The organism is Vandammella animalimorsus (assembly GCF_002285265.1).
Lineage (GTDB): Bacteria > Pseudomonadota > Gammaproteobacteria > Burkholderiales > Burkholderiaceae_C > Lampropedia.
The window spans coordinates 148,123-165,023 of sequence record NZ_NSJB01000002.1; the positions used below are offsets into that span (position 1 = coordinate 148,123).

15 protein-coding genes and 1 tRNA gene are annotated in these 16,901 nt (G+C 67.0%); 7 read left to right on the forward strand and 9 right to left on the reverse strand.

The annotated features are described in order from the left end of the window. Nucleotides 1-20: 20 nt before the first annotated feature. Nucleotides 21-1,031, reverse strand: a complete 1,011-nt coding sequence (thiL, locus tag CK625_RS05080; protein ID WP_095539216.1) for a thiamine-phosphate kinase — start codon at nucleotides 1,029-1,031, stop codon at nucleotides 21-23. Nucleotides 1,032-1,057: 26 nt separating this feature from the next. Next, nucleotides 1,058-1,489: a Co2+/Mg2+ efflux protein ApaG gene (gene apaG, locus CK625_RS05085; RefSeq protein ID WP_095539217.1), complete on the reverse strand. Its 432-nt coding sequence runs from the start codon at nucleotides 1,487-1,489 to the stop codon at nucleotides 1,058-1,060. A 92-nt stretch (nucleotides 1,490-1,581) separates the two neighbouring features. Here apaG and rpe point away from each other — a divergent pair, with 92 nt between their 5' ends. After that, nucleotides 1,582-2,274, forward strand: coding sequence for a ribulose-phosphate 3-epimerase (rpe, locus tag CK625_RS05090; RefSeq protein ID WP_095539218.1), 693 nt, complete (start codon nucleotides 1,582-1,584; stop codon nucleotides 2,272-2,274). Nucleotides 2,275-2,337: 63 nt separating this feature from the next. After that, nucleotides 2,338-2,427: transfer RNA gene (locus CK625_RS05095), tRNA-Ser, on the forward strand. A 98-nt stretch (nucleotides 2,428-2,525) separates the two neighbouring features. Here the strand turns inward: CK625_RS05095 and trpD are convergent. Then, nucleotides 2,526-3,566 (reverse strand): anthranilate phosphoribosyltransferase, encoded by a 1,041-nt coding sequence (trpD, locus tag CK625_RS05100; RefSeq protein ID WP_095539219.1) that lies wholly within the window; start codon nucleotides 3,564-3,566, stop codon nucleotides 2,526-2,528. A gap of 103 nt (nucleotides 3,567-3,669) precedes the next feature. Between trpD and CK625_RS05105 the strand changes: the two genes are divergently transcribed. From CK625_RS05105 to trmB, 5 genes are all read left to right on the forward strand, one after another. Continuing rightward, on the forward strand, nucleotides 3,670-5,388 hold the full coding sequence (locus CK625_RS05105) for a M48 family metalloprotease (protein WP_095539220.1): 1,719 nt from the start codon (nucleotides 3,670-3,672) through the stop codon (nucleotides 5,386-5,388). 227 nt (nucleotides 5,389-5,615) lie between these two features. Next, nucleotides 5,616-6,689 (forward strand): glycosyltransferase, encoded by a 1,074-nt coding sequence (locus CK625_RS05110; protein WP_095539221.1) that lies wholly within the window; start codon nucleotides 5,616-5,618, stop codon nucleotides 6,687-6,689. A 43-nt stretch (nucleotides 6,690-6,732) separates the two neighbouring features. Continuing rightward, nucleotides 6,733-8,121, forward strand: coding sequence for a DNA repair protein RadA (radA, locus tag CK625_RS05115; RefSeq protein ID WP_095539222.1), 1,389 nt, complete (start codon nucleotides 6,733-6,735; stop codon nucleotides 8,119-8,121). Between the two features lie 202 nt (nucleotides 8,122-8,323). Next, a complete protein-coding gene (locus CK625_RS05120) occupies nucleotides 8,324-8,716 on the forward strand; it encodes a ComEA family DNA-binding protein (RefSeq protein ID WP_095539415.1) in 393 nt (130 codons plus the stop codon). A gap of 175 nt (nucleotides 8,717-8,891) precedes the next feature. Next, the gene (trmB, locus tag CK625_RS05125; RefSeq protein ID WP_095539223.1) at nucleotides 8,892-9,671 is read left to right on the forward strand and encodes a tRNA (guanosine(46)-N7)-methyltransferase TrmB; all 780 of its coding nucleotides are present in this window, start codon (nucleotides 8,892-8,894) and stop codon (nucleotides 9,669-9,671) included. Nucleotides 9,672-9,708: 37 nt separating this feature from the next. Here the strand turns inward: trmB and CK625_RS05130 are convergent, their stop codons facing one another. The 6 genes from CK625_RS05130 to CK625_RS05150 form a co-directional block, all read right to left on the reverse strand. After that, nucleotides 9,709-10,122 (reverse strand): hypothetical protein, encoded by a 414-nt coding sequence (locus CK625_RS05130; RefSeq protein WP_095539224.1) that lies wholly within the window; start codon nucleotides 10,120-10,122, stop codon nucleotides 9,709-9,711. 235 nt (nucleotides 10,123-10,357) lie between these two features. Next, nucleotides 10,358-11,788 (reverse strand): dihydrolipoyl dehydrogenase, encoded by a 1,431-nt coding sequence (lpdA, locus tag CK625_RS05135; protein ID WP_095539225.1) that lies wholly within the window; start codon nucleotides 11,786-11,788, stop codon nucleotides 10,358-10,360. Further along, entirely contained in the window at nucleotides 11,785-11,940 is a 156-nt protein-coding gene (locus tag CK625_RS13885) for a hypothetical protein (protein ID WP_172424460.1), read from the reverse strand. Before CK625_RS13885 ends, lpdA begins: the two co-directional genes overlap by 4 nt. A 56-nt stretch (nucleotides 11,941-11,996) precedes the next feature. Beyond that, nucleotides 11,997-12,533 (reverse strand): zeta toxin family protein, encoded by a 537-nt coding sequence (locus CK625_RS05140; RefSeq protein ID WP_095539226.1) that lies wholly within the window; start codon nucleotides 12,531-12,533, stop codon nucleotides 11,997-11,999. Nucleotides 12,534-12,573: 40 nt separating this feature from the next. After that, nucleotides 12,574-13,800 carry a 2-oxoglutarate dehydrogenase complex dihydrolipoyllysine-residue succinyltransferase gene (gene odhB, locus CK625_RS05145; RefSeq protein WP_095539227.1) on the reverse strand — a complete coding sequence of 409 codons (1,227 nt, stop codon included), beginning with the start codon at nucleotides 13,798-13,800 and terminating at the stop codon, nucleotides 12,574-12,576. Nucleotides 13,801-13,906: 106 nt separating this feature from the next. Next, nucleotides 13,907-16,789 (reverse strand): 2-oxoglutarate dehydrogenase E1 component, encoded by a 2,883-nt coding sequence (locus CK625_RS05150; protein WP_095539228.1) that lies wholly within the window; start codon nucleotides 16,787-16,789, stop codon nucleotides 13,907-13,909. Between the last annotated feature and the right edge of the window lie 112 nt (nucleotides 16,790-16,901).

Genomic DNA, 16,901 nt, shown 5'->3' on the forward strand with positions numbered 1-16,901 from the left:
GCAAATTTCAGGGCAGGCGATCAAGGGCTGCCCGCGAAATGGTCGAACGATGCGGCCGTCACGGCCATGGGCTGGCCCTGGCCGTCGAGCACCTGCAGGGCCGGGCCCGCTTCAGGGCGCGGCGTGATCTGGCCGATGCGCTGCACGCCCATGCCCAGCTCCTGCCCCAGCTCGCTCAGGTAAGAGCGAAACCCCGGGTGGGCGGTGAACAGCAGCTCGTAGTCGTCGCCGCCGGCCAGCGCGAACGCAATCCTTTGCGCCTCGGGCCAGGCGGCCAGCTCCGGCGCGGCCCACAGCCTGGGCGCCGTCTCCAGCAGGCTGGCGCCACGGATGCAGGCGCCAACCCCCGAGGCCGCCAGCAAATGCTGCGCATCGCCGTACAGGCCATCGCTCAAGTCCATCGCGCTGCTGGCCACGCCACGCAAATGCCGCGCCAGCTCCAGCCGCGGGCTGGGGGCCTCCAGGCGCTGCAGCAAATGCGCCCGCAGCGCCGCATTGCCACACTGCCAATGGCCCTGCAGCAGTTGCAGGGCGGCGCGCGCCTCGCCAATGGCGCCGCTGACGTACACATCGTGCCCAACGCGCGCGCCGCTGCGCAGCAAGGCCTGCCCCGGCGGCACCTGGCCAAAGGCGGTGATGGTGATGGACAGGGGCCCACGCGTGGTATCGCCGCCCACCAGCGGGCAATCGCACTGCTGCGCCAGGGCCAGCAGGCCCTGCGCAAAGGCCTGCAGCCAGGCCTCGTCCACAGCCGGCAAGGTCAGCGCCAGCGTAAAGCCCAGCGGCGTGGCCGCACAGGCGGCCAGATCGCTCAGGTTCACGGCCAGGGCCTTGTGCCCCAGCCGCGCGGCATCGGTATCGGCAAAAAAGTGCCGCCCAGCCACCAGCGTATCGCTGGAGACCAGCAGCTGCGCCCCCGCCGCCGGCTGCAGCAGCGCGCAGTCATCGCCAATGCCCGCCAGCACGGCCGGCGTATGCAGCGCCTGCGCCGGCTGCCGGAAATAGCGCGCAATCAGATCGAACTCGCCCATGGCCGCCCCCGCCCGCACGGCCCGCCTCAATGCAGCAGGCGCGACTTGCGCGCCGGCGCCATGATCACCAAATCCTTGGCCACCGCGCCGGCCGGCGCACCGGCATCGAGCGCGAACTCGGCAATCGGGCACTCGAACACCTGGCCTTGCTCGTCCACGCACAGATAGTGGCCTCGCATGCTGCCCTGGGGCGTTGCCAGCTGGCACATGCTGGTGTATTCGAAAGACTGGCCGGGCTCCAGAAACGGCTGGCCGCCGACCACGCCCAGGCCGCGCACCTGCTCGACCTGGCCATGCCCATTGCGAATCCACCAATGCCGGGCAATCAACTGCCCGGCGCGCGCACCATGGTTGTGAATCCGAATCGTGTAGGCAAAGCGGTACACGGCCTGCGCCGGATCGGACTCGCGCGGCAAATACTCGCAGCGCACCTGAACGTCAAAAAAGTTTTCCTGCATGGGCCGCGATGGTAGCGCCTTGGTGCCAAAACGCATCCCCTGCCCCCAATGGCCCGGCCAGGGCGCAGCGCAATCTTTGCGACAATCGGCGCATGAACTGCACCGCCAGCCCCACCCACCGCATTGCCCCCTCCATCCTCTCGGCCGACTTCGCCCGCCTGGGCGAGGAAGTGCGCGACGTCATCGCCGCCGGCGCCGACTGGATCCACTTTGACGTGATGGACAACCATTACGTGCCCAACCTCACCTTCGGCCCAATGATCTGCCAGGCGCTGCGCCCGCACGCCAAGCAGGCCGACGGCACGCCCGTGCCCATCGACGTGCACCTGATGATCGCCCCGGTCGACGCCCTGGCCGCGGAGTTCGCCGCCGCCGGCGCCGACTACATCAGCTTTCACCCCGAGGCCAGCGAGCACGTGCACCGCAGCATCCAGGCCATCCGCGCCAAGGGCTGCAAAGCCGGGCTGGTGTTCAACCCGGCCACGCCGCTGGACGTGCTCGACTGGGTCATCGACGATCTGGACCTGATCCTCATCATGAGCGTCAACCCCGGCTTTGGCGGCCAGAGCTTCATCGACTCGGCCCTGCGCAAGCTCGAACAGGCGCGCCGGCGCATCGACGCCTGCGGCAAGGACATCCGCCTGGAAATCGACGGCGGCGTCAAGCCCGAGAACATCCGCCGCATCGCCGACGCCGGCGCCGACACCTTCGTGGCCGGCAGCGCCATCTTCAATGCCCCCAGCTATGCGGACGTGATCGCACGCATGCGCCAGGCGCTGGCTTGAAAGCCGCTGCAGCGGCATTCCTCTGCTAGAATCGCGCGCTTGCGCCGCATGCAACCAGTTCCAGGAGAGGTGGCAGAGTGGTCGAATGTACCTGACTCGAAATCAGGCGTAGGTGCAAGCCTACCGAGGGTTCGAATCCCTCCCTCTCCGCCAAAAACAAAGCCAAGTGATTGATTTCACTTGGCTTTTTTCTTTGGCGCGCAGCTTGATGGTGACGGGGCGGCCTGCCCAGGCTTGCCCCCACGGGGCGCTCAGGCCGCAGTCTGCGCCAGCTCCTGGGTGGTGCGCACGAACTCCTGCAGCTTGCGCTGGGCGTTGCCGCTGTCGATGGCCTGGCGGGCCAGGTCGATGCCCTGGGCGATGTCGCCGGCCACGTTGGCGGCATACAGCGCTGCGGCGGTGTTGAGCAGCACGATGTCGCGCGCCGGGCCGCTCTGGCCTTGCAGCACCTCGCACAGCATGCGCTGCGATTGCTCGGGGGTGTCGGCGCGCAGGGCGCGGGTGCTGGCCATGGGCAGGCCGAAGTCCTCGGGGTGGATTTCGTATTCGCGCACCTGGCCGTCCTTGAGCTCGCCGACCATGGTGGCCGCGCCCAGGCTGATTTCGTCCAGCCCGTCCTTGCCGTAGACGACCAGCGCGTGCTCGGCGCCCAGGCGCTGCAGCGTGCGCACCTGGATGCCCACCAGGTCGGCGTGGAACACGCCCATCAGGATGTTGGGCGCGCCAGCCGGGTTGGTCAGCGGCCCAAGGATGTTGAAGATGCTGCGCACGCCCATTTCCCGGCGGATCTGGGCCACGTTCTTCATGGCCGGGTGGTGGTTGGGGGCGAACATGAAGCCGATGCCGGTGCGCTCGATCGAGGCGGCGATTTGCGCCGGGCCAAGCTGGATGTTGGCGCCCAGGGCTTCCATCACGTCGGCGCTGCCGCTTTTGCTGGAGACGCTGCGCCCGCCGTGCTTGCTGATCTTGGCGCCGGCGGCGGCGGCCACGAACAGGCTGCAGGTGGAGATGTTGAAGGTGTGCGCCCCATCGCCGCCAGTGCCCACGATGTCCACCAGGTGCCGGGTGTCCTTGACCTGCACCTTGAGCGAGAGCTCGCGCATGACGGAGGCCGCGGCCGTGATCTCGCCAATGGTTTCCTTCTTCACGCGCAGGCCGGTGATGATGGCCGCTGTCATCAGCGGCGAGATCTCGCCCTGCATGATCAGCCGCATCAGGTGCAGCATTTCGTCGTGAAAGATCTCACGGTGCTCGATCGTGCGTTGCAGGGCTTCCTGGGGCGTGATGGGCATGGCTGGGCCTCTGAGACAAAGGCGGCAAATATACACCTGCCCATGGCCGTGGCCCGATGGGCGCGAATGAACCAAAATGCGGCACTTGCTATCGAAGGCCGCCATGAACAGCATCTCCCCCCGCGCGCAGGCGCGCAGCGCCATTTCTCCTCTTCCCGCCGGCAGCGCGCCGGCTGCCCGGCAGCGCCAGCGGCCCGGCCAGGCCGCACGGGCCTTGTTCCTGGCCCCATGCCTGGCCGTGTGCCTGGCGGCGCTGGGCGGCCTGCCCGCCAGCGATGCCAACGCGCAGGCGCTGCCATCGCTGGGCGAGGCCGATGGCTTCAGCGTCGGTGATGAGCGCCGCATCGGCGACCAGATCGCGCGCCAGCTCTACCGCGACCCGGACTACATCGACGACCCAGTGTTGCAGGAGTACGTGCAGGACATCTGGCTGGCCCTGATGCAGGCCGCGCGCAAGAAAGGCGCGCTGGACGATGCGCTGGGCGAGCAGTTTGCCTGGCGCGTGCTGCTGGGCAAGGACCGCAGCGTCAACGCCTTTGCCCTGCCCGGCGGCTACTTCGGCCTACACCTGGGGCTGATCAATGCCGTGGACAGCCGCGACGAGCTGGCCTCGGTCATGGCGCATGAGCTCTCGCACGTCTCGCAGCGCCACATTGCGCGCCTGCACGCGCAGAACGCCCGGCAAACGCCACTGCTGATTGCCAGCATGGTGCTGGGGGCCCTGGCGGCCAGCAAGAATCCGGACGCGGCCCAGGCCGTGGTGGCAGGCGGCCAGGCGCTGGCCATGCAAAACAGCCTGAGTTTCAGCCGCTCGATGGAGCAGGAGGCCGACCGCATCGGCCTGGGCCTGATGGCCCCGGCCGGCTTTGACCCGGCGGGCTTCATCGGCATGTTCGACAAGCTCAGCCAGGCCAACCGCTTCAATGACAACGGCGCCTACCCTTACCTGCGCACCCACCCGCTGACCTCGCAGCGCCAGTCCGACTTGCAGGCGCGCCTGCCCCAAGGCCAGCCACGCCACGCCCGGCCAGCCACGAGCATGGCCCATGCCATGGTGGTGGCGCGCTCGCGCGTGCTGTCGCTGGGCAAGGTGGATTTTCTGCGCTCGGCCGTGCAAAGCGCCCAGCCCCTGGCGCGCACCACAGCGCCCCCGCGCAGCGCGGACGAAGCGGGCGCCGCCGCTGCAGACGCCGGGCGGCTGTACGCCGGCGCGCTGGCCGCCGCGCAGCTGCGCGATGCCGATCAGGCCAAGGCCCTGGCCGATGCGCTGTCCGCACGCAGTGCAGGCGATGCCGCCGCGCACCGGCTGGCGCAGCTGCTGCAGCTGGAGCTGGCGCTGAGCCTGCGCGATGCCGCCTGGGCGCGCGCCGCCCTGGCGGGCATCGACAGCCGCCAACGCAAGCGCCCGGAGCTGTTTTTGCGCACCGCTTATTGGACAGGGGCAGAGACAGGGGCTGGCGCCGAGCAGGCCGGCGCGGCGGCCGCGCCCAGCGCCCAGGCCGCGCAGGCCCGCGACGAGCTGGCCGGGCAATGGCAGGGCTGGCTGCAGGAGCACCCGGACGATGCCGGCGCATGGCAGCAGCTCGCGCGCATCTGGGCCGCGCAGCAGCAGCCCCTGCGCGCCATCCGCGCCGAGGCCGAGGCCCAGGCCGCGCGGCTGGATTACCCCGCCGCCATCGACCGCCTCAAGGCCGGGCAGCACATGGTGCGCCAGCTGGGGGCCCAGGCCGACCACGTCGATGCCTCCATCCTGCAAAGCCGCCTGGCGGCCATCGAGCAACTGCACAAGGCATCGGAAGACGCGCTCAAGCGGCTCAAGTGAGCGCGCGGCGGCCCAGCGCAGCCAGGCTGCGGGCAGGCCCAGTTCCAGTATGATCGCCCGCCGCAGGCGCCACGGCTTGAGCGCCTGTGCCAAGTCTCGGCACGAATGGGCAAGAAGCGGTTTGGGATGGCTGCAAGGCGCAACGCACAGGGCGAGGCTTTGCACGCTGCCACAGACCACGCCAACCCGCTGTGTTGCCAGCCACCCCCAGATCGACGGGCGCCGCCATGTCGCAAGACCTCAATGCCATCTGCCTCATCATCCCCGCCTACAACCCCGACACCAAGCTGTTGGGCTTGATCGACGCCTTGCGGGCCATGGGCTTTGGCCACATCGTGGTGGTCGATGATGGCTCGGGGCCGCAAAGCCAGGGCGTGTTTGCGCAGCTGGGCGCGCCGGTGCAGCTGCTGGCGCACCCGGTCAACCGCGGCAAGGGGGCGGCGCTCAAGACCGCTTTTGCGCACGTGGCGCAAGCGCACGCCCAGGGCGGCGAGGCGGCGGCCTGCCGCTACGTCATCACGCTCGATGCCGATGGCCAGCACCTGCCAGAGGACGTGCTGCGCATGGCCCAGGCCGCGCTGGCGCAAGAGCAGGCCGCCGTGCTGCTGGGCGCGCGCACCATGCCGCCAGACGCGCCGCTGCGCAGCCGCATCGGCAACGCCCTGACGCGCTGGGTGTTCGGCAAGCTGGCCGGGCAGCGGATTTCGGACACGCAAACGGGCCTGCGCGGCTTTCCCATCGGCTTGCTCGCGCAGCTGCAGCAACTGCAGGGCGAGCGCTACGAATACGAAATGCACATGCTGGCCCACCTGGTCAAGCAACAGGTGCCGCTGCGCGAGCTGCCCATTGAGGCGGTGTATATCGAGGACAACGCCAGCTCGCACTTCAACCCGCTGACCGATTCGCTGCGCATTTACTGGGTACTGCTCAAGGATTTGCTGCTCGGGGCCTGCTCCTTCGCGCTGGATGTGTTGCTGTTCATGCTGCTGCTGCGGCTGAGCCAGCAGGTGTTTTTCTCGGTGGTCGTGGCGCGCATCCTCTCGGCGCTGTTCAACTTTGCCGGCAACCGCTTTTTCGTCTTCCGCGGCCAGCACGTGCAGCCGCTGCTGCCGCAGTTGCTGGCCTATGCGGCCCTGGCCGGCGCGCTGATGCTGGCCTCGGCCAGCCTGGTGCACTGGCTGGTGCACGGCTGGCAGCTGCCCCCGCTGCCGGCCAAGCTGGGGGTGGATGCGCTGCTGTACGCCATCTCCTTCACGCTGCGGCGCAGCTGGCTGTTTCGCGTGCAGCGCAACGCGCCGTAGCGGCCCATAGCCCCTGCGCCATCGACACTAATCCCACCTTGCCATGGCCCGCGACAAAACCCTCTACACCTGCAACCAGTGCGGCGGCACCAGCGCCCGCTGGATGGGGCGCTGCCCGGCCTGCAATGCCTGGAACAGCCTGCAGGAGACGGCCGCCCCCGCCACCGCGCCGCGCGCCGAGAGCAAGAACCGCCTCTCGGCGGCGGCGCACTACGCCGGCACGGCCGCCGTGCAGCCCATCACGCCCCTGTCGCAGATCGAGGCGCAGGAGGTGGCGCGCACGCCCAGCGGCATCGGCGAGCTCGACCGGGTGCTGGGCGGCGGCGTGGTCGAGGGCTCGGTGGTGCTCATCGGCGGTGACCCGGGCATCGGCAAATCGACCCTGCTGCTGCAGGCGCTGGACCGGCTGCAGCGCCAGGGCCTGCCGACGCTGTACGTCAGCGGCGAGGAAAGCGGCGCGCAGGTGGCGCTGCGCGCGCGGCGCCTGGGCCTGCCCGACAGCCAGGTGCCCATCCTGACCGAAATCCAGCTGGAGAACATCCTGGCCTCGATCCAGGCGCACCAGCCGGCCGTGGCCGTGATCGACTCCATCCAGACCGTGTACTCCGACCAGCTCAGCTCCGCGCCCGGCTCGGTGGCGCAGGTGCGCGAATGCGCCGCGCACCTCACGCGCCTGGCCAAGAGCACCGGCATCGCGGTGGTGCTGGTCGGCCACGTCACCAAGGAGGGCACGATCGCCGGGCCGCGCGTGCTGGAGCATATGGTCGATACCGTGCTGTACTTCGAGGGCGACACGCACAGCAGCTTTCGCATGGTGCGGGCCATCAAGAACCGCTTTGGCGCCGTCAACGAAATCGGCGTGTTCGCCATGACCGAGACGGGCCTGAAGGGCGTCTCCAACCCCAGCGCGATCTTTCTGAGCCAGCACAGCGAGCCCGTGCCCGGCAGCTGCGTGCTGGTCACGCTGGAGGGCACGCGCCCATTGCTGGTGGAAATCCAGGCCCTGGTGGACACCGCCGGCCCCAGCGCGCGGCGCCTGTCGGTGGGGCTGGACCGCGAGCGCCTGGCCATGCTGCTGGCAGTGCTGCATCGCCACGCCGGCGTGGCCACCTACGACCAGGACGTGTTCGTCAACGCCGTGGGCGGCGTGCGCATCACTGAGCCGGCCGCCGATCTGGCCGTGCTGCTGGCGCTGCACTCCTCGCTGCGCTCGCAGCCGCTGCCCAAGGGCTTTTTTGCCTTTGGCGAGGTCGGTCTGGCCGGCGAGGTGCGACCGGCCGCGCGCGGCCAGGAGCGCCTGCGTGAGGCGGCCAAGCTGGGCTTTGACGTGGCCATCGTGCCCAAGGCCAACGCGCCCAAAAAGCCCATCGCCGGCCTGCAGGTGCATGCCGTCGACCGCATCGAGCAGGCGCTGGACTGCATCCGGCGCTGACCACCGGGCAACGCCAAAGGGGCATATTGGCCCAGGCTGCGGCAAAACGGCATAGGGCATTGCCCCAGTGCCCAAAGGCATGGCGCGGCCTAGCATCGGCCCTGTTGTTCCATGCGCCGCATGCAATGACAGGGCCTGTGCGCGGCGGCATTGCCATGCCGCCACAGGGTTGCAGCACATATCGCTGAAGGAGGAGAAACCCATGTTCAAGAAGCTTTCCATCCTGGCCGCCATCTGGTTCTGGCTGGTCAGCGCAGCCACCGCCGCGGTGGACGTCAACAAGGCCGATGCCCAGGAGCTGACGCAGATCAAGGGCATCGGCGCGGCAACGGCCGAGCGCATCATCGAAGAGCGCGCCAAGGGCCAGTTCAAGGACTGGGACGATTTCATCACCCGCGTCAAGGGCGTTGGCGCAGCCAAGGCGAAAAGCCTCTCCGAAGGCGGCCTGACCATTGGCGGCGCGGGCTACGCCCCGGCGGCAGCGCCCAAGCCCAAGGGCAAGGCCAAGGCGGCGCCAGAGCCCCAAGCCAGCACAGCGCCAGCGGCCAAGCCCGCAGCGCCCGCACCAGCCGCGCCCAACCAGAACAGGAAATGACCCTGCAGGCCTGACCGGCTGGCTCAACCATCCCCGCCGCGCCAAGCAAACCCATGGCGCTGCGGGGTTTTTTGCCGTGCCGGCGCACGAAGTCGGCGCACGAACAGGGCGCACACGGCAGACCTTGCCTTGCGGCACAATCGCGCCTTTTGCCCACGGCCTTCGCACTGCCTTCATGACCCAGCCCGACACCGCCCCGCCCAGCGCCGACGCTGGCGACGACACGCCCCGCCCCGCCGCCGGCGATGCCACCGCACCGCCGGCGCACTTCAAGCGCATTCGCAGCTTTGTGCTGCGCGCCGGGCGCACCACCGTGGCCCAGCAAAAAGCCATCGATGCGCTGGGCGCGCGCTATGTGCTGCCCTACCGGCCCCAGGCGCTGGACTTCGCCCAGGCCTTTGGCCGTCATGCGCCCGTGGTCATGGAAATCGGCTTCGGCATGGGCGATGCCACGGCCGGCATTGCCCAGGCCCGGCCCGAGGAGAACTTTCTGTGCTGCGAAGTGCACACCCCTGGCGTGGGCGCACTGCTCAAGCGCATGCAGGACGGCGGCATCGACAACATCCGCATCGTGCAGCACGACGCCGTGGAGGTGCTGCAGCACATGGTGCCGCCCGCCAGCCTGGCCGGGGTGCACATCTTCTTCCCGGATCCGTGGCACAAGAAGCGCCACCACAAGCGCCGCCTGATCCAGCCCGATTTCGTGGCCGCTCTGGTGCCGCGCCTGGCCCCTGGCGGCTACATCCACTGCGCTACCGACTGGGAGGAATACGCCCACCAGATGCGAGATGTGCTGCAGGCCCATGCCGAGCTGGTCAATCTGGGCCAATTGCCCGAAGGCTTTGCCCAGCGCCCCTGGTACCGCCCGGTGACCAAGTTCGAGCAGCGCGGCCTGCGCCTGGGCCACGGCGTCTGGGATGTGCTGTTCCAGCGCCCCCAGTCAGGGCAGGCTTGACTGCCCTGCGCTCAGGCGGCCCGCGCTGGGCCGCGCATCACCAAACGTCTTCGTTGTACTGGTCATAAATGACCACGCCCGGATAGTTCTCGCGCACGAACTCGCCAATGTGGATGATCTCGTCGGTAAACCGGCGCTCCGGGTCATCGCCAAAGCCAATGGCCAGCTCCTTGTTGTAGGACAGGAAGTTCTCGGGCAAGGCGGTTTTCTTCTTCAGGATTTTTTGCAGCCTGCTCAGGCTGAGCGTCATATCCTCTTGCGCTCTGATATTGAAGCGCACCCGCCAGCCGTCCTTTTCCAGAATGACCCGCGTGATGGCCGGGAACTCCAGTGTTTCTGTGAAAACCCTGTACTCCTTGATCCACGGGAATCTCTGCTTGAGATCGTCAATGAGCGAATCGTTGTCAACGCTGCCTGTTGGGTCGTACAAAAGGGCGAACAGATTGAACATGGTGCGCTTTCAAGGTTTCAGCCATTGAGCCAGTGACATCGGGCAGGCGACCGCCATGTGCGCAGCCTGCACGAGGCTGGCATTGTCCAGAATCCGGGCAAGGCCTGCAAACACCTTGATGCGCACCCCGGCCCGAGGATGGCAGACCACACAACGCAAACCGCCCGCCATGACGGGCCGGGCATCGGCACAATCATGGCGGGCGGCAAAGCCAAGACCCTTGCAGGGCAAGCTCTTAGAAGTTGAGCGCGCGCTTGTCCACGGCCAGCGCCGCTTCCTTGGTCACCTCGGACAGCGTGGGGTGGGCATGGCAGATGCGGGCGATGTCCTCGGCGCTGGCCTTGAACTCCATGGCCATCACGGCCTCGGCAATCAGCTCGCTGGCCTGCGGGCCGACGATGTGCACGCCCAGGATCTCGTCGCTCTTGGCGTCGGCGATGATCTTCACCAGGCCGGTGGTATCGCCCAGCGCGCGGGCGCGGCCATTGGCCAGGAACGGGAAGCTGCCAGCCTTGTAGGCCACGCCATCGGCCTTGAGCTGCTGCTCGGTCTTGCCCACCCAGGAGATTTCCGGGCTGGTGTAGATCACGTAGGGGATGGTGTCGAAGTTCACATGGCCGTGCTGACCGGCGATGCGCTCGGCCACGGCCACGCCTTCTTCCTCGGCCTTGTGCGCCAGCATGGGGCCGCGCACCACGTCGCCCACGGCCCAGATGCCGGGCACGCTGGTGCGGCAATCGCCATCGACGACGATGGCGCCGCGCTCATCGAGCTGCACACCCACGGCCTCGGGCTTGAGCCCCTCGGTGTGGGGCACGCGGCCGATGGAGACGATGAGTTTGTCCACTTTCAGACTCTGGGCCAGGCCTTTGGCGTCGGTGTATTGGATGGTCGCGCCGCTCTTGCTGGTTTTGACTTCTTCGACTTTCACGCCCAGTTCGATCTTCAGACCTTGCTTGTCGAAGGCCTTTTTGGCTTCTTTGGCGATGGCTTCGTCGGCGGCGGGCAAGAAGGCGGGCATGCCTTCGAGCACGGTGACGTCCGCGCCCAGGCGACGCCAGACGCTGCCCAGCTCCAGACCGATGACGCCCGAGCCGATCACGCCGAGCTTTTTGGGCACGCTGGCAATGTCCAGCGCGCCATCGTTGGAGAGCACGATGTTTTCGTCAAACGGCACGCCAGGCAGCGCGCGCGGGCTGGAGCCGGTGGCGATGATGATTTGCTTGCCCGTCAGGGCTTCGGGCTTGTCGCCGCTGACCTGGATTTCAAAGCCGCCTTCAACGGCTTTGGTGAAGGAGGCCAGACCGTTGAAGAAGCTGACCTTGTTTTTCTTGAACAGGTAGAGGATGCCCTCGTTGTTCTGCTTCACAACCTCGGCCTTGCGCGCCAGCATGCGCGCCACGTCCATGCTCAGCTTGCCGGTGCTGATGCCGTGCTCGGCAAAGTGCTCGCGCGCGTGCTCGAAATGCTCGCTGGACTGCAGCAGCGCCTTGGAGGGGATGCAGCCGACGTTGGTGCAGGTGCCGCCAGGGGCGGGCTTGCCGTCCTGGGTTTTCCAGGCATCGACGCAGGCCACGCTCATGCCCAGCTGGGCAGCGCGAATGGCCGCGATGTAGCCGCCGGGGCCGGCGCCGATGACGATGAGATCAAAAGAGGTGGTGCTCATGGTGTGAATTTGGGGGGGATGGGCTCGGGGAAGTGGATTTTGACGATCTGGCCGTTTTTCTCAAACACCATCGCCGTGTTGGTTTGCCAGGCAATGCGGCAGGCGTTTTCGTAGGCACGTTGCAGGGCGCGCTCAATGCCAGCACGATCCATGGGCGGGGATGTGCGGGTCACTTCAGACGTCGCTTGGGCAGAATCGAAAGTCATGGCTAGCCGCTTGAATCTAGAACGGTGTATGGCGTCTGGGAAGTATCAATCAGCATCCAGTGATCGACCAGCGATTTGTAGATGCGCTCGAAATGCTCCTTGCCTGCATGAAAGCGGCGCTCGATGGTATCGGCAGGAATGCTGTGCCCGCCTTGCTTCACACGTTGCGCCACACGTTCAATGGCCAGGGCAGCCGATGGCAGTTGCAAAAAAACCAGCTCTACGCGATAGCCCATGGCTTGCCATTGGGGAATCAGGCGCGCATACATTCTGCCGCTGAGCGTGGTTTCCACCGCAAAGCCTTCGCGCTTTTGCACGCATTGCTGGATGTGTTGCAGCATCAATTTACCGGCTGCAACGGCTGCTAGTTCAGGCGCAAAAGGCGACAGGCCTGCCGCGATCAAGTCGGCATTGATGTAGGTGGGGCAAGACGCTTCCGCGGGCAGATATTCTTTGGCAAACGTCGTTTTCCCAGCCCCATTGGGGCCAGCCAGGATGATGATCTTGGGTGTGTTGCCTGCCACAACTGAACCGGGCATCCAGAGCCGGCACCAAGGCCTGGCTCTGGATGCAGTGCCATCACAGATCGAACAGCAAGCGTGCCGGGTCTTCCAGCGCGTCCTTCATGGCCACCAGCGACAGCACAGCTTCGCGGCCGTCGATGATGCGGTGGTCGTAGGACAGGGCCAGGTAGTTCATCGGGCGCACCACGACCTGGCCGTTTTCGACCACGGCGCGCTCCTTGGTGGCATGGATACCCAGGATGGCCGATTGCGGCGGGTTGATGATGGGGGTGGACATCATCGAGCCGAACACGCCGCCATTGCTGATGGAGAAGGTGCCGCCGGTCATTTCCTCAATGCTGAGCTTGCCTTCCTTGGCCTTGGCGCCGAACTCGGCGATCTTCTTCTCGATGTCGGCAAAGGAGAGCTGGTCGGCGTCGCGCAGGATGGGCACGACCAGGCCGCGCGGCGATCCCACGGCGATACCGATATCGAAGTAGCCGTGGTAGATGATGTCGTTGCCATCCACGCTGGCGTTGACGATGGGGTATTGCTTGAGCGCATGCACCGCAGCCTTGACGAAGAAGCTCATGAAGCCCAGGCGCACACCGTGCTGCTTCTCAAACTTGTCCTGGTACTTCTTGCGCAGCTCCATGACCGGGGCCATGTTCACTTCGTTGAAGGTGGTCAGGATGGCGTTGGTGGCCTGCGATTGCAGCAGGCGCTCGGCCACGCGGGCGCGCAGGCGGCTCATGGGCACGCGCTGTTCGGGGCGCTCGCCAGCGACGGCCTGGGCCACGGGCGCGGCGGCGGGCTTGGCCGCTGCCTTGGCAGCAGGGCTGGCGGCCAGCGCGTCGCCCTTGGTGACGCGGCCATCCTTGCCGGTGCCGGTCACGCTGGCGGCGTTGATGCCTTTTTCCGACAGGATCTTGGCAGCGGCGGGCATGGCCACGCCGGCCTTGCTGGCCGAAGCTGGCGCTGCGGCCGCAGCAGCAGGCGCCGGGGCTGCCGCTGCAGGTGCAGAGGCCTCTTGAGCAGCAGCGGGCGCAGCGGCGGCCTGGGCAGCGGTGTCGATGCGGGCGATGAGTTGGTCGGAGGTGACGGTGGCGCCGTCGCCTTCGACGATTTCGGTCAGCACGCCGGCCGAGGGCGCAGGCACTTCGAGCACGACTTTGTCGGTTTCGATTTCGATCAGGATTTCATCGGCGGCGACGGCCTCGCCGGCCTTTTTCTTCCATTGCAGCAGCGTGGCCTCGGAGACGGACTCGGACAACTGCGGGACTTTGACTTCGATGACGGCCATGGGAATGTCTCTTGTGGGGTTCGGAGGCGAAAGGGGATGGGGAGATGAGAAGCGAAGAATAAGCCAAGGCTGCCGGCCTGTGCAGGGCGGCAGCCTTGGCTGTGTGTCATTTGGTCAGCACGAAGCCCTTGAGCTTGGCAAACGCGGCGTTGACCAGGGCCTTTTGCTGCTCCTGGTGCAGGTGGGCGTAGCCCACGGCCGGCGAGGCCGAGGCGGCGCGGCCGGCGTAGCCGAGCTTCTGGCCATCGAGCATGTTCTCGTGGATGTAGTGCTGCACGAAGAACCAGGCGCCCTGGTTCTGCGGCTCGTCCTGGCACCAGACGATTTCCTTGGCGTTGGGAAAGCGCTTGACCTCGGCGCCAAAGGCCTTGTGCGGGAAGGGGTAGAGCTGCTCGACACGGATGATGGCCACGTCGTCGCTGCCCAGTTCCTCGCGCTTTTTCACCAGGTCGTAGTACACCTTGCCCGAGCAGGCAATCAGGCGCTTGACCTTGGCGGCCTTGGCCAGCACGGCCTCGCTCTGCTCGCCGATGACGGTGCGGAAGCTGCCGTCGGTGAACTCGGAGATCGGCGAGGTCGCGTCCTTGTTGCGCAGCAGGCTCTTGGGCGTGAAGATCACCAGCGGGATGCGCAGCGGGCGCAGGATCTGGCGGCGCAGCAGGTGGAAGATCTGGCTGGCCGTGGTGGGCTGCACGATCTGCATGTTGGTGTCGGCCGAGAGCTGCATGAAGCGCTCAATGCGCGCCGAGCTGTGCTCGGGGCCCTGGCCCTCGTAGCCGTGCGGCAGCATCAGCGTCAGGCCGTTCAGGCGCCCCCACTTGACCTCGCCCGAAGCGATGAACTGGTCCACCACCACCTGCGCGCCGTTGAGGAAGTCGCCAAACTGCGCCTCCCAGATCACCAGCGAATGCGGGTCGTTGGAGGCATAGCCGTACTCGAAGCCCAGCACGGCCTCTTCCGAGAGGATGGAGTCGATGACCACGAACGGCGCCTGGTTCTCGGCGATGTGCTGCAGCGGGATGTACACGCCCTCGTGGTAGTTCTCGCGCTGCTGGTCGTGAATCACCGAGTGGCGATGGCTGAAGGTGCCGCGGCCGCTGTCCTCGCCCGAGAGGCGGATCGGGTAGCCGCTGGCCACCAGCGAGGCAAAGGCCATGGCCTCGCCCATGCCCCAGTCCACGGGCATTTCGCCCCGGCCCATGGCGGCGCGGTCGTTGTAGACCTTTTTCACCAGCTGGTGCGGGTTGACGTGCTCGGGCAGCGTGGTCAGGCGCTCGGCCAGGCGCTTCCATTCAGCCAGCGGGATGGCGGTGTCGGCCTCGTCGGTCCACTTGCGGTTCAGGTAGGGCGACCAATCCACGGCGTACTGGCGCTTGAAGTTGGTCAGCACCGGGTCGATGGTGTGCTTGCCCGCATCCATGGCGGCGCGGTAGGCCTTGACCATCTCGTCCGGGCCCTCGGCAGGCAGCACGCCCTGGGCGATCAGGCGCTCGCCATAGAGCTTGCGCGTGCCCGGGTGCTCGGCGATCTTGCGGTACATCAGCGGCTGGGTGAGCATGGGGGTGTCCTGCTCGTTGTGGCCCAGCTTGCGAAAGCAGATGATGTCCACCACCACGTCGCGGCCGAAGGTCATGCGGTATTCCAGCGCCAGCTGCGTGGCCAGCACCACGGCCTCGGGGTCGTCGGCGTTGACGTGCAGCACCGGGGCCTCGACCATCTTCACCACGTCGGTGCAGTAAAAGGTCGAGCGCGTGTCGCGCGGGTCGCTGGTGGTAAAGCCGATCTGGTTGTTGATGACGAAGTGCACCGTGCCGCCGGTGGTGTAGCCGCGCGTTTGCGACATGGCCAGCGTCTCCTGCACCACGCCCTGGCCGGCGATGGCCGCATCGCCGTGCACCAGCACGGGCAGCACCTGCTTGCCCTGCGGGTCGCCGCGGCGGTCCATGCGCGAGCGCACCGAGCCCTCCACCACGGGGTTGACGATCTCCAGGTGCGAGGGGTTGAAGGCCAGCGTCAGGTGGATCGGGCCGCCGGAGGTGGGCACGTCCGAGCTGAAGCCCTGGTGGTACTTCACGTCACCGGCGGGCAGGTCCTCGGGGGCGGTGTGCTCGAACTCGGCGAACAAGTCCTTGGGCATCTTGCCCAGGGTGTTGACCAGCACGTTCAGGCGGCCGCGGTGGGCCATGCCGATGACCACCTCCTGCACGCCAGCCACGCCGGCGGCGTCGATCAGCGCATCCATGGCGACGATGAAGCTCTCGCCGCCTTCAAGTGAGAAGCGCTTCTGGCCAACGTACTTGGTGTGCAGGTAGCGCTCCAGGCCCTCGGCAGCCGTCAGGCGGCCGAGCACGTGGATTTTTTCCTCGGCGCTCAGCTGCGGGTTGGTGCGCGCGCTTTCGAGCTTTTCCTGCCACCAGCGCTTTTGCGCCTGGTCGGTCAGGTACATGTACTCGGCGCCAATGGTGGTGGTGTAAGTCTCGCGCAGCGCGTTGAGCAACTCGCGCAGCGTCATGGTGTCCTTGCCGAAGAAGGTGTTGCTGGTGTTGAACACCGTCTCCAGGTCGGCGTCGCTCAGGTCGTAGAAGGCCGGGTCGAGCTCGGGGATGTGCGGGCGCGGGTTGCGCTTGAGCGGGTCCAGATCGGCCCAGCGCTGGCCGACGTTGCGGTAGGCGGCGATGAGCTGCTGCACGGCCGTGCGCTTGCGGCCCAGCTCGGTGTCGGCGCCGCTGGCCACCACCACCTGGGTGTGGCCCTGGCGGGCGCGCTCGGCAAAGGCGTTGATGACCGGCAGGTGCGGCACGTCGCGGGTGAGCGAGCCGTCGGCGGCCGGCTGGTTCTGCAGCGACTCGAAATAGCTGCGCCAGCCATCGGGAACGCTGGTCGGGTCGGCCAGGTAGTTCTCGTACATCTCCTCGACGTAAGGAGCATTGCTGCCAAACAAGTGGGTATTGCCCTGATATTGGGTGTACAGGGTCGATGAATCGCTCATGATCCGCAGGACCTCCGCACTTCTGCGAAGTGCATTAGCTGGTTTGAGAAACCTTCCGCGACACGGCTTGACCGGTTGGCGGATGCGACAGTGGCGTTGGAAGGCGCCGAAA

Bases quoted from the DNA above. Each gene is read 5' to 3' on its own strand.
- thiL (WP_095539216.1), bottom strand. From the start codon at position 1,031: ATGGGCGAGTTCGATCTGATTGCGCGCTATTTCCGGCAGCCGGCGCAG.
- apaG (WP_095539217.1), bottom strand. From the start codon at position 1,489: ATGCAGGAAAACTTTTTTGACGTTCAGGTGCGCTGCGAGTATTTGCCG.
- rpe (WP_095539218.1), top strand. From the start codon at position 1,582: ATGAACTGCACCGCCAGCCCCACCCACCGCATTGCCCCCTCCATCCTC.
- trpD (WP_095539219.1), bottom strand. From the start codon at position 3,566: ATGCCCATCACGCCCCAGGAAGCCCTGCAACGCACGATCGAGCACCGT.
- CK625_RS05105 (WP_095539220.1), top strand. From the start codon at position 3,670: ATGAACAGCATCTCCCCCCGCGCGCAGGCGCGCAGCGCCATTTCTCCT.
- CK625_RS05110 (WP_095539221.1), top strand. From the start codon at position 5,616: ATGTCGCAAGACCTCAATGCCATCTGCCTCATCATCCCCGCCTACAAC.
- radA (WP_095539222.1), top strand. From the start codon at position 6,733: ATGGCCCGCGACAAAACCCTCTACACCTGCAACCAGTGCGGCGGCACC.
- CK625_RS05120 (WP_095539415.1), top strand. From the start codon at position 8,324: ATGTTCAAGAAGCTTTCCATCCTGGCCGCCATCTGGTTCTGGCTGGTC.
- trmB (WP_095539223.1), top strand. From the start codon at position 8,892: ATGACCCAGCCCGACACCGCCCCGCCCAGCGCCGACGCTGGCGACGAC.
- CK625_RS05130 (WP_095539224.1), bottom strand. From the start codon at position 10,122: ATGTTCAATCTGTTCGCCCTTTTGTACGACCCAACAGGCAGCGTTGAC.
- lpdA (WP_095539225.1), bottom strand. From the start codon at position 11,788: ATGAGCACCACCTCTTTTGATCTCATCGTCATCGGCGCCGGCCCCGGC.
- CK625_RS13885 (WP_172424460.1), bottom strand. From the start codon at position 11,940: ATGGATCGTGCTGGCATTGAGCGCGCCCTGCAACGTGCCTACGAAAAC.
- CK625_RS05140 (WP_095539226.1), bottom strand. From the start codon at position 12,533: ATGCCCGGTTCAGTTGTGGCAGGCAACACACCCAAGATCATCATCCTG.
- odhB (WP_095539227.1), bottom strand. From the start codon at position 13,800: ATGGCCGTCATCGAAGTCAAAGTCCCGCAGTTGTCCGAGTCCGTCTCC.
- CK625_RS05150 (WP_095539228.1), bottom strand. From the start codon at position 16,789: ATGAGCGATTCATCGACCCTGTACACCCAATATCAGGGCAATACCCAC.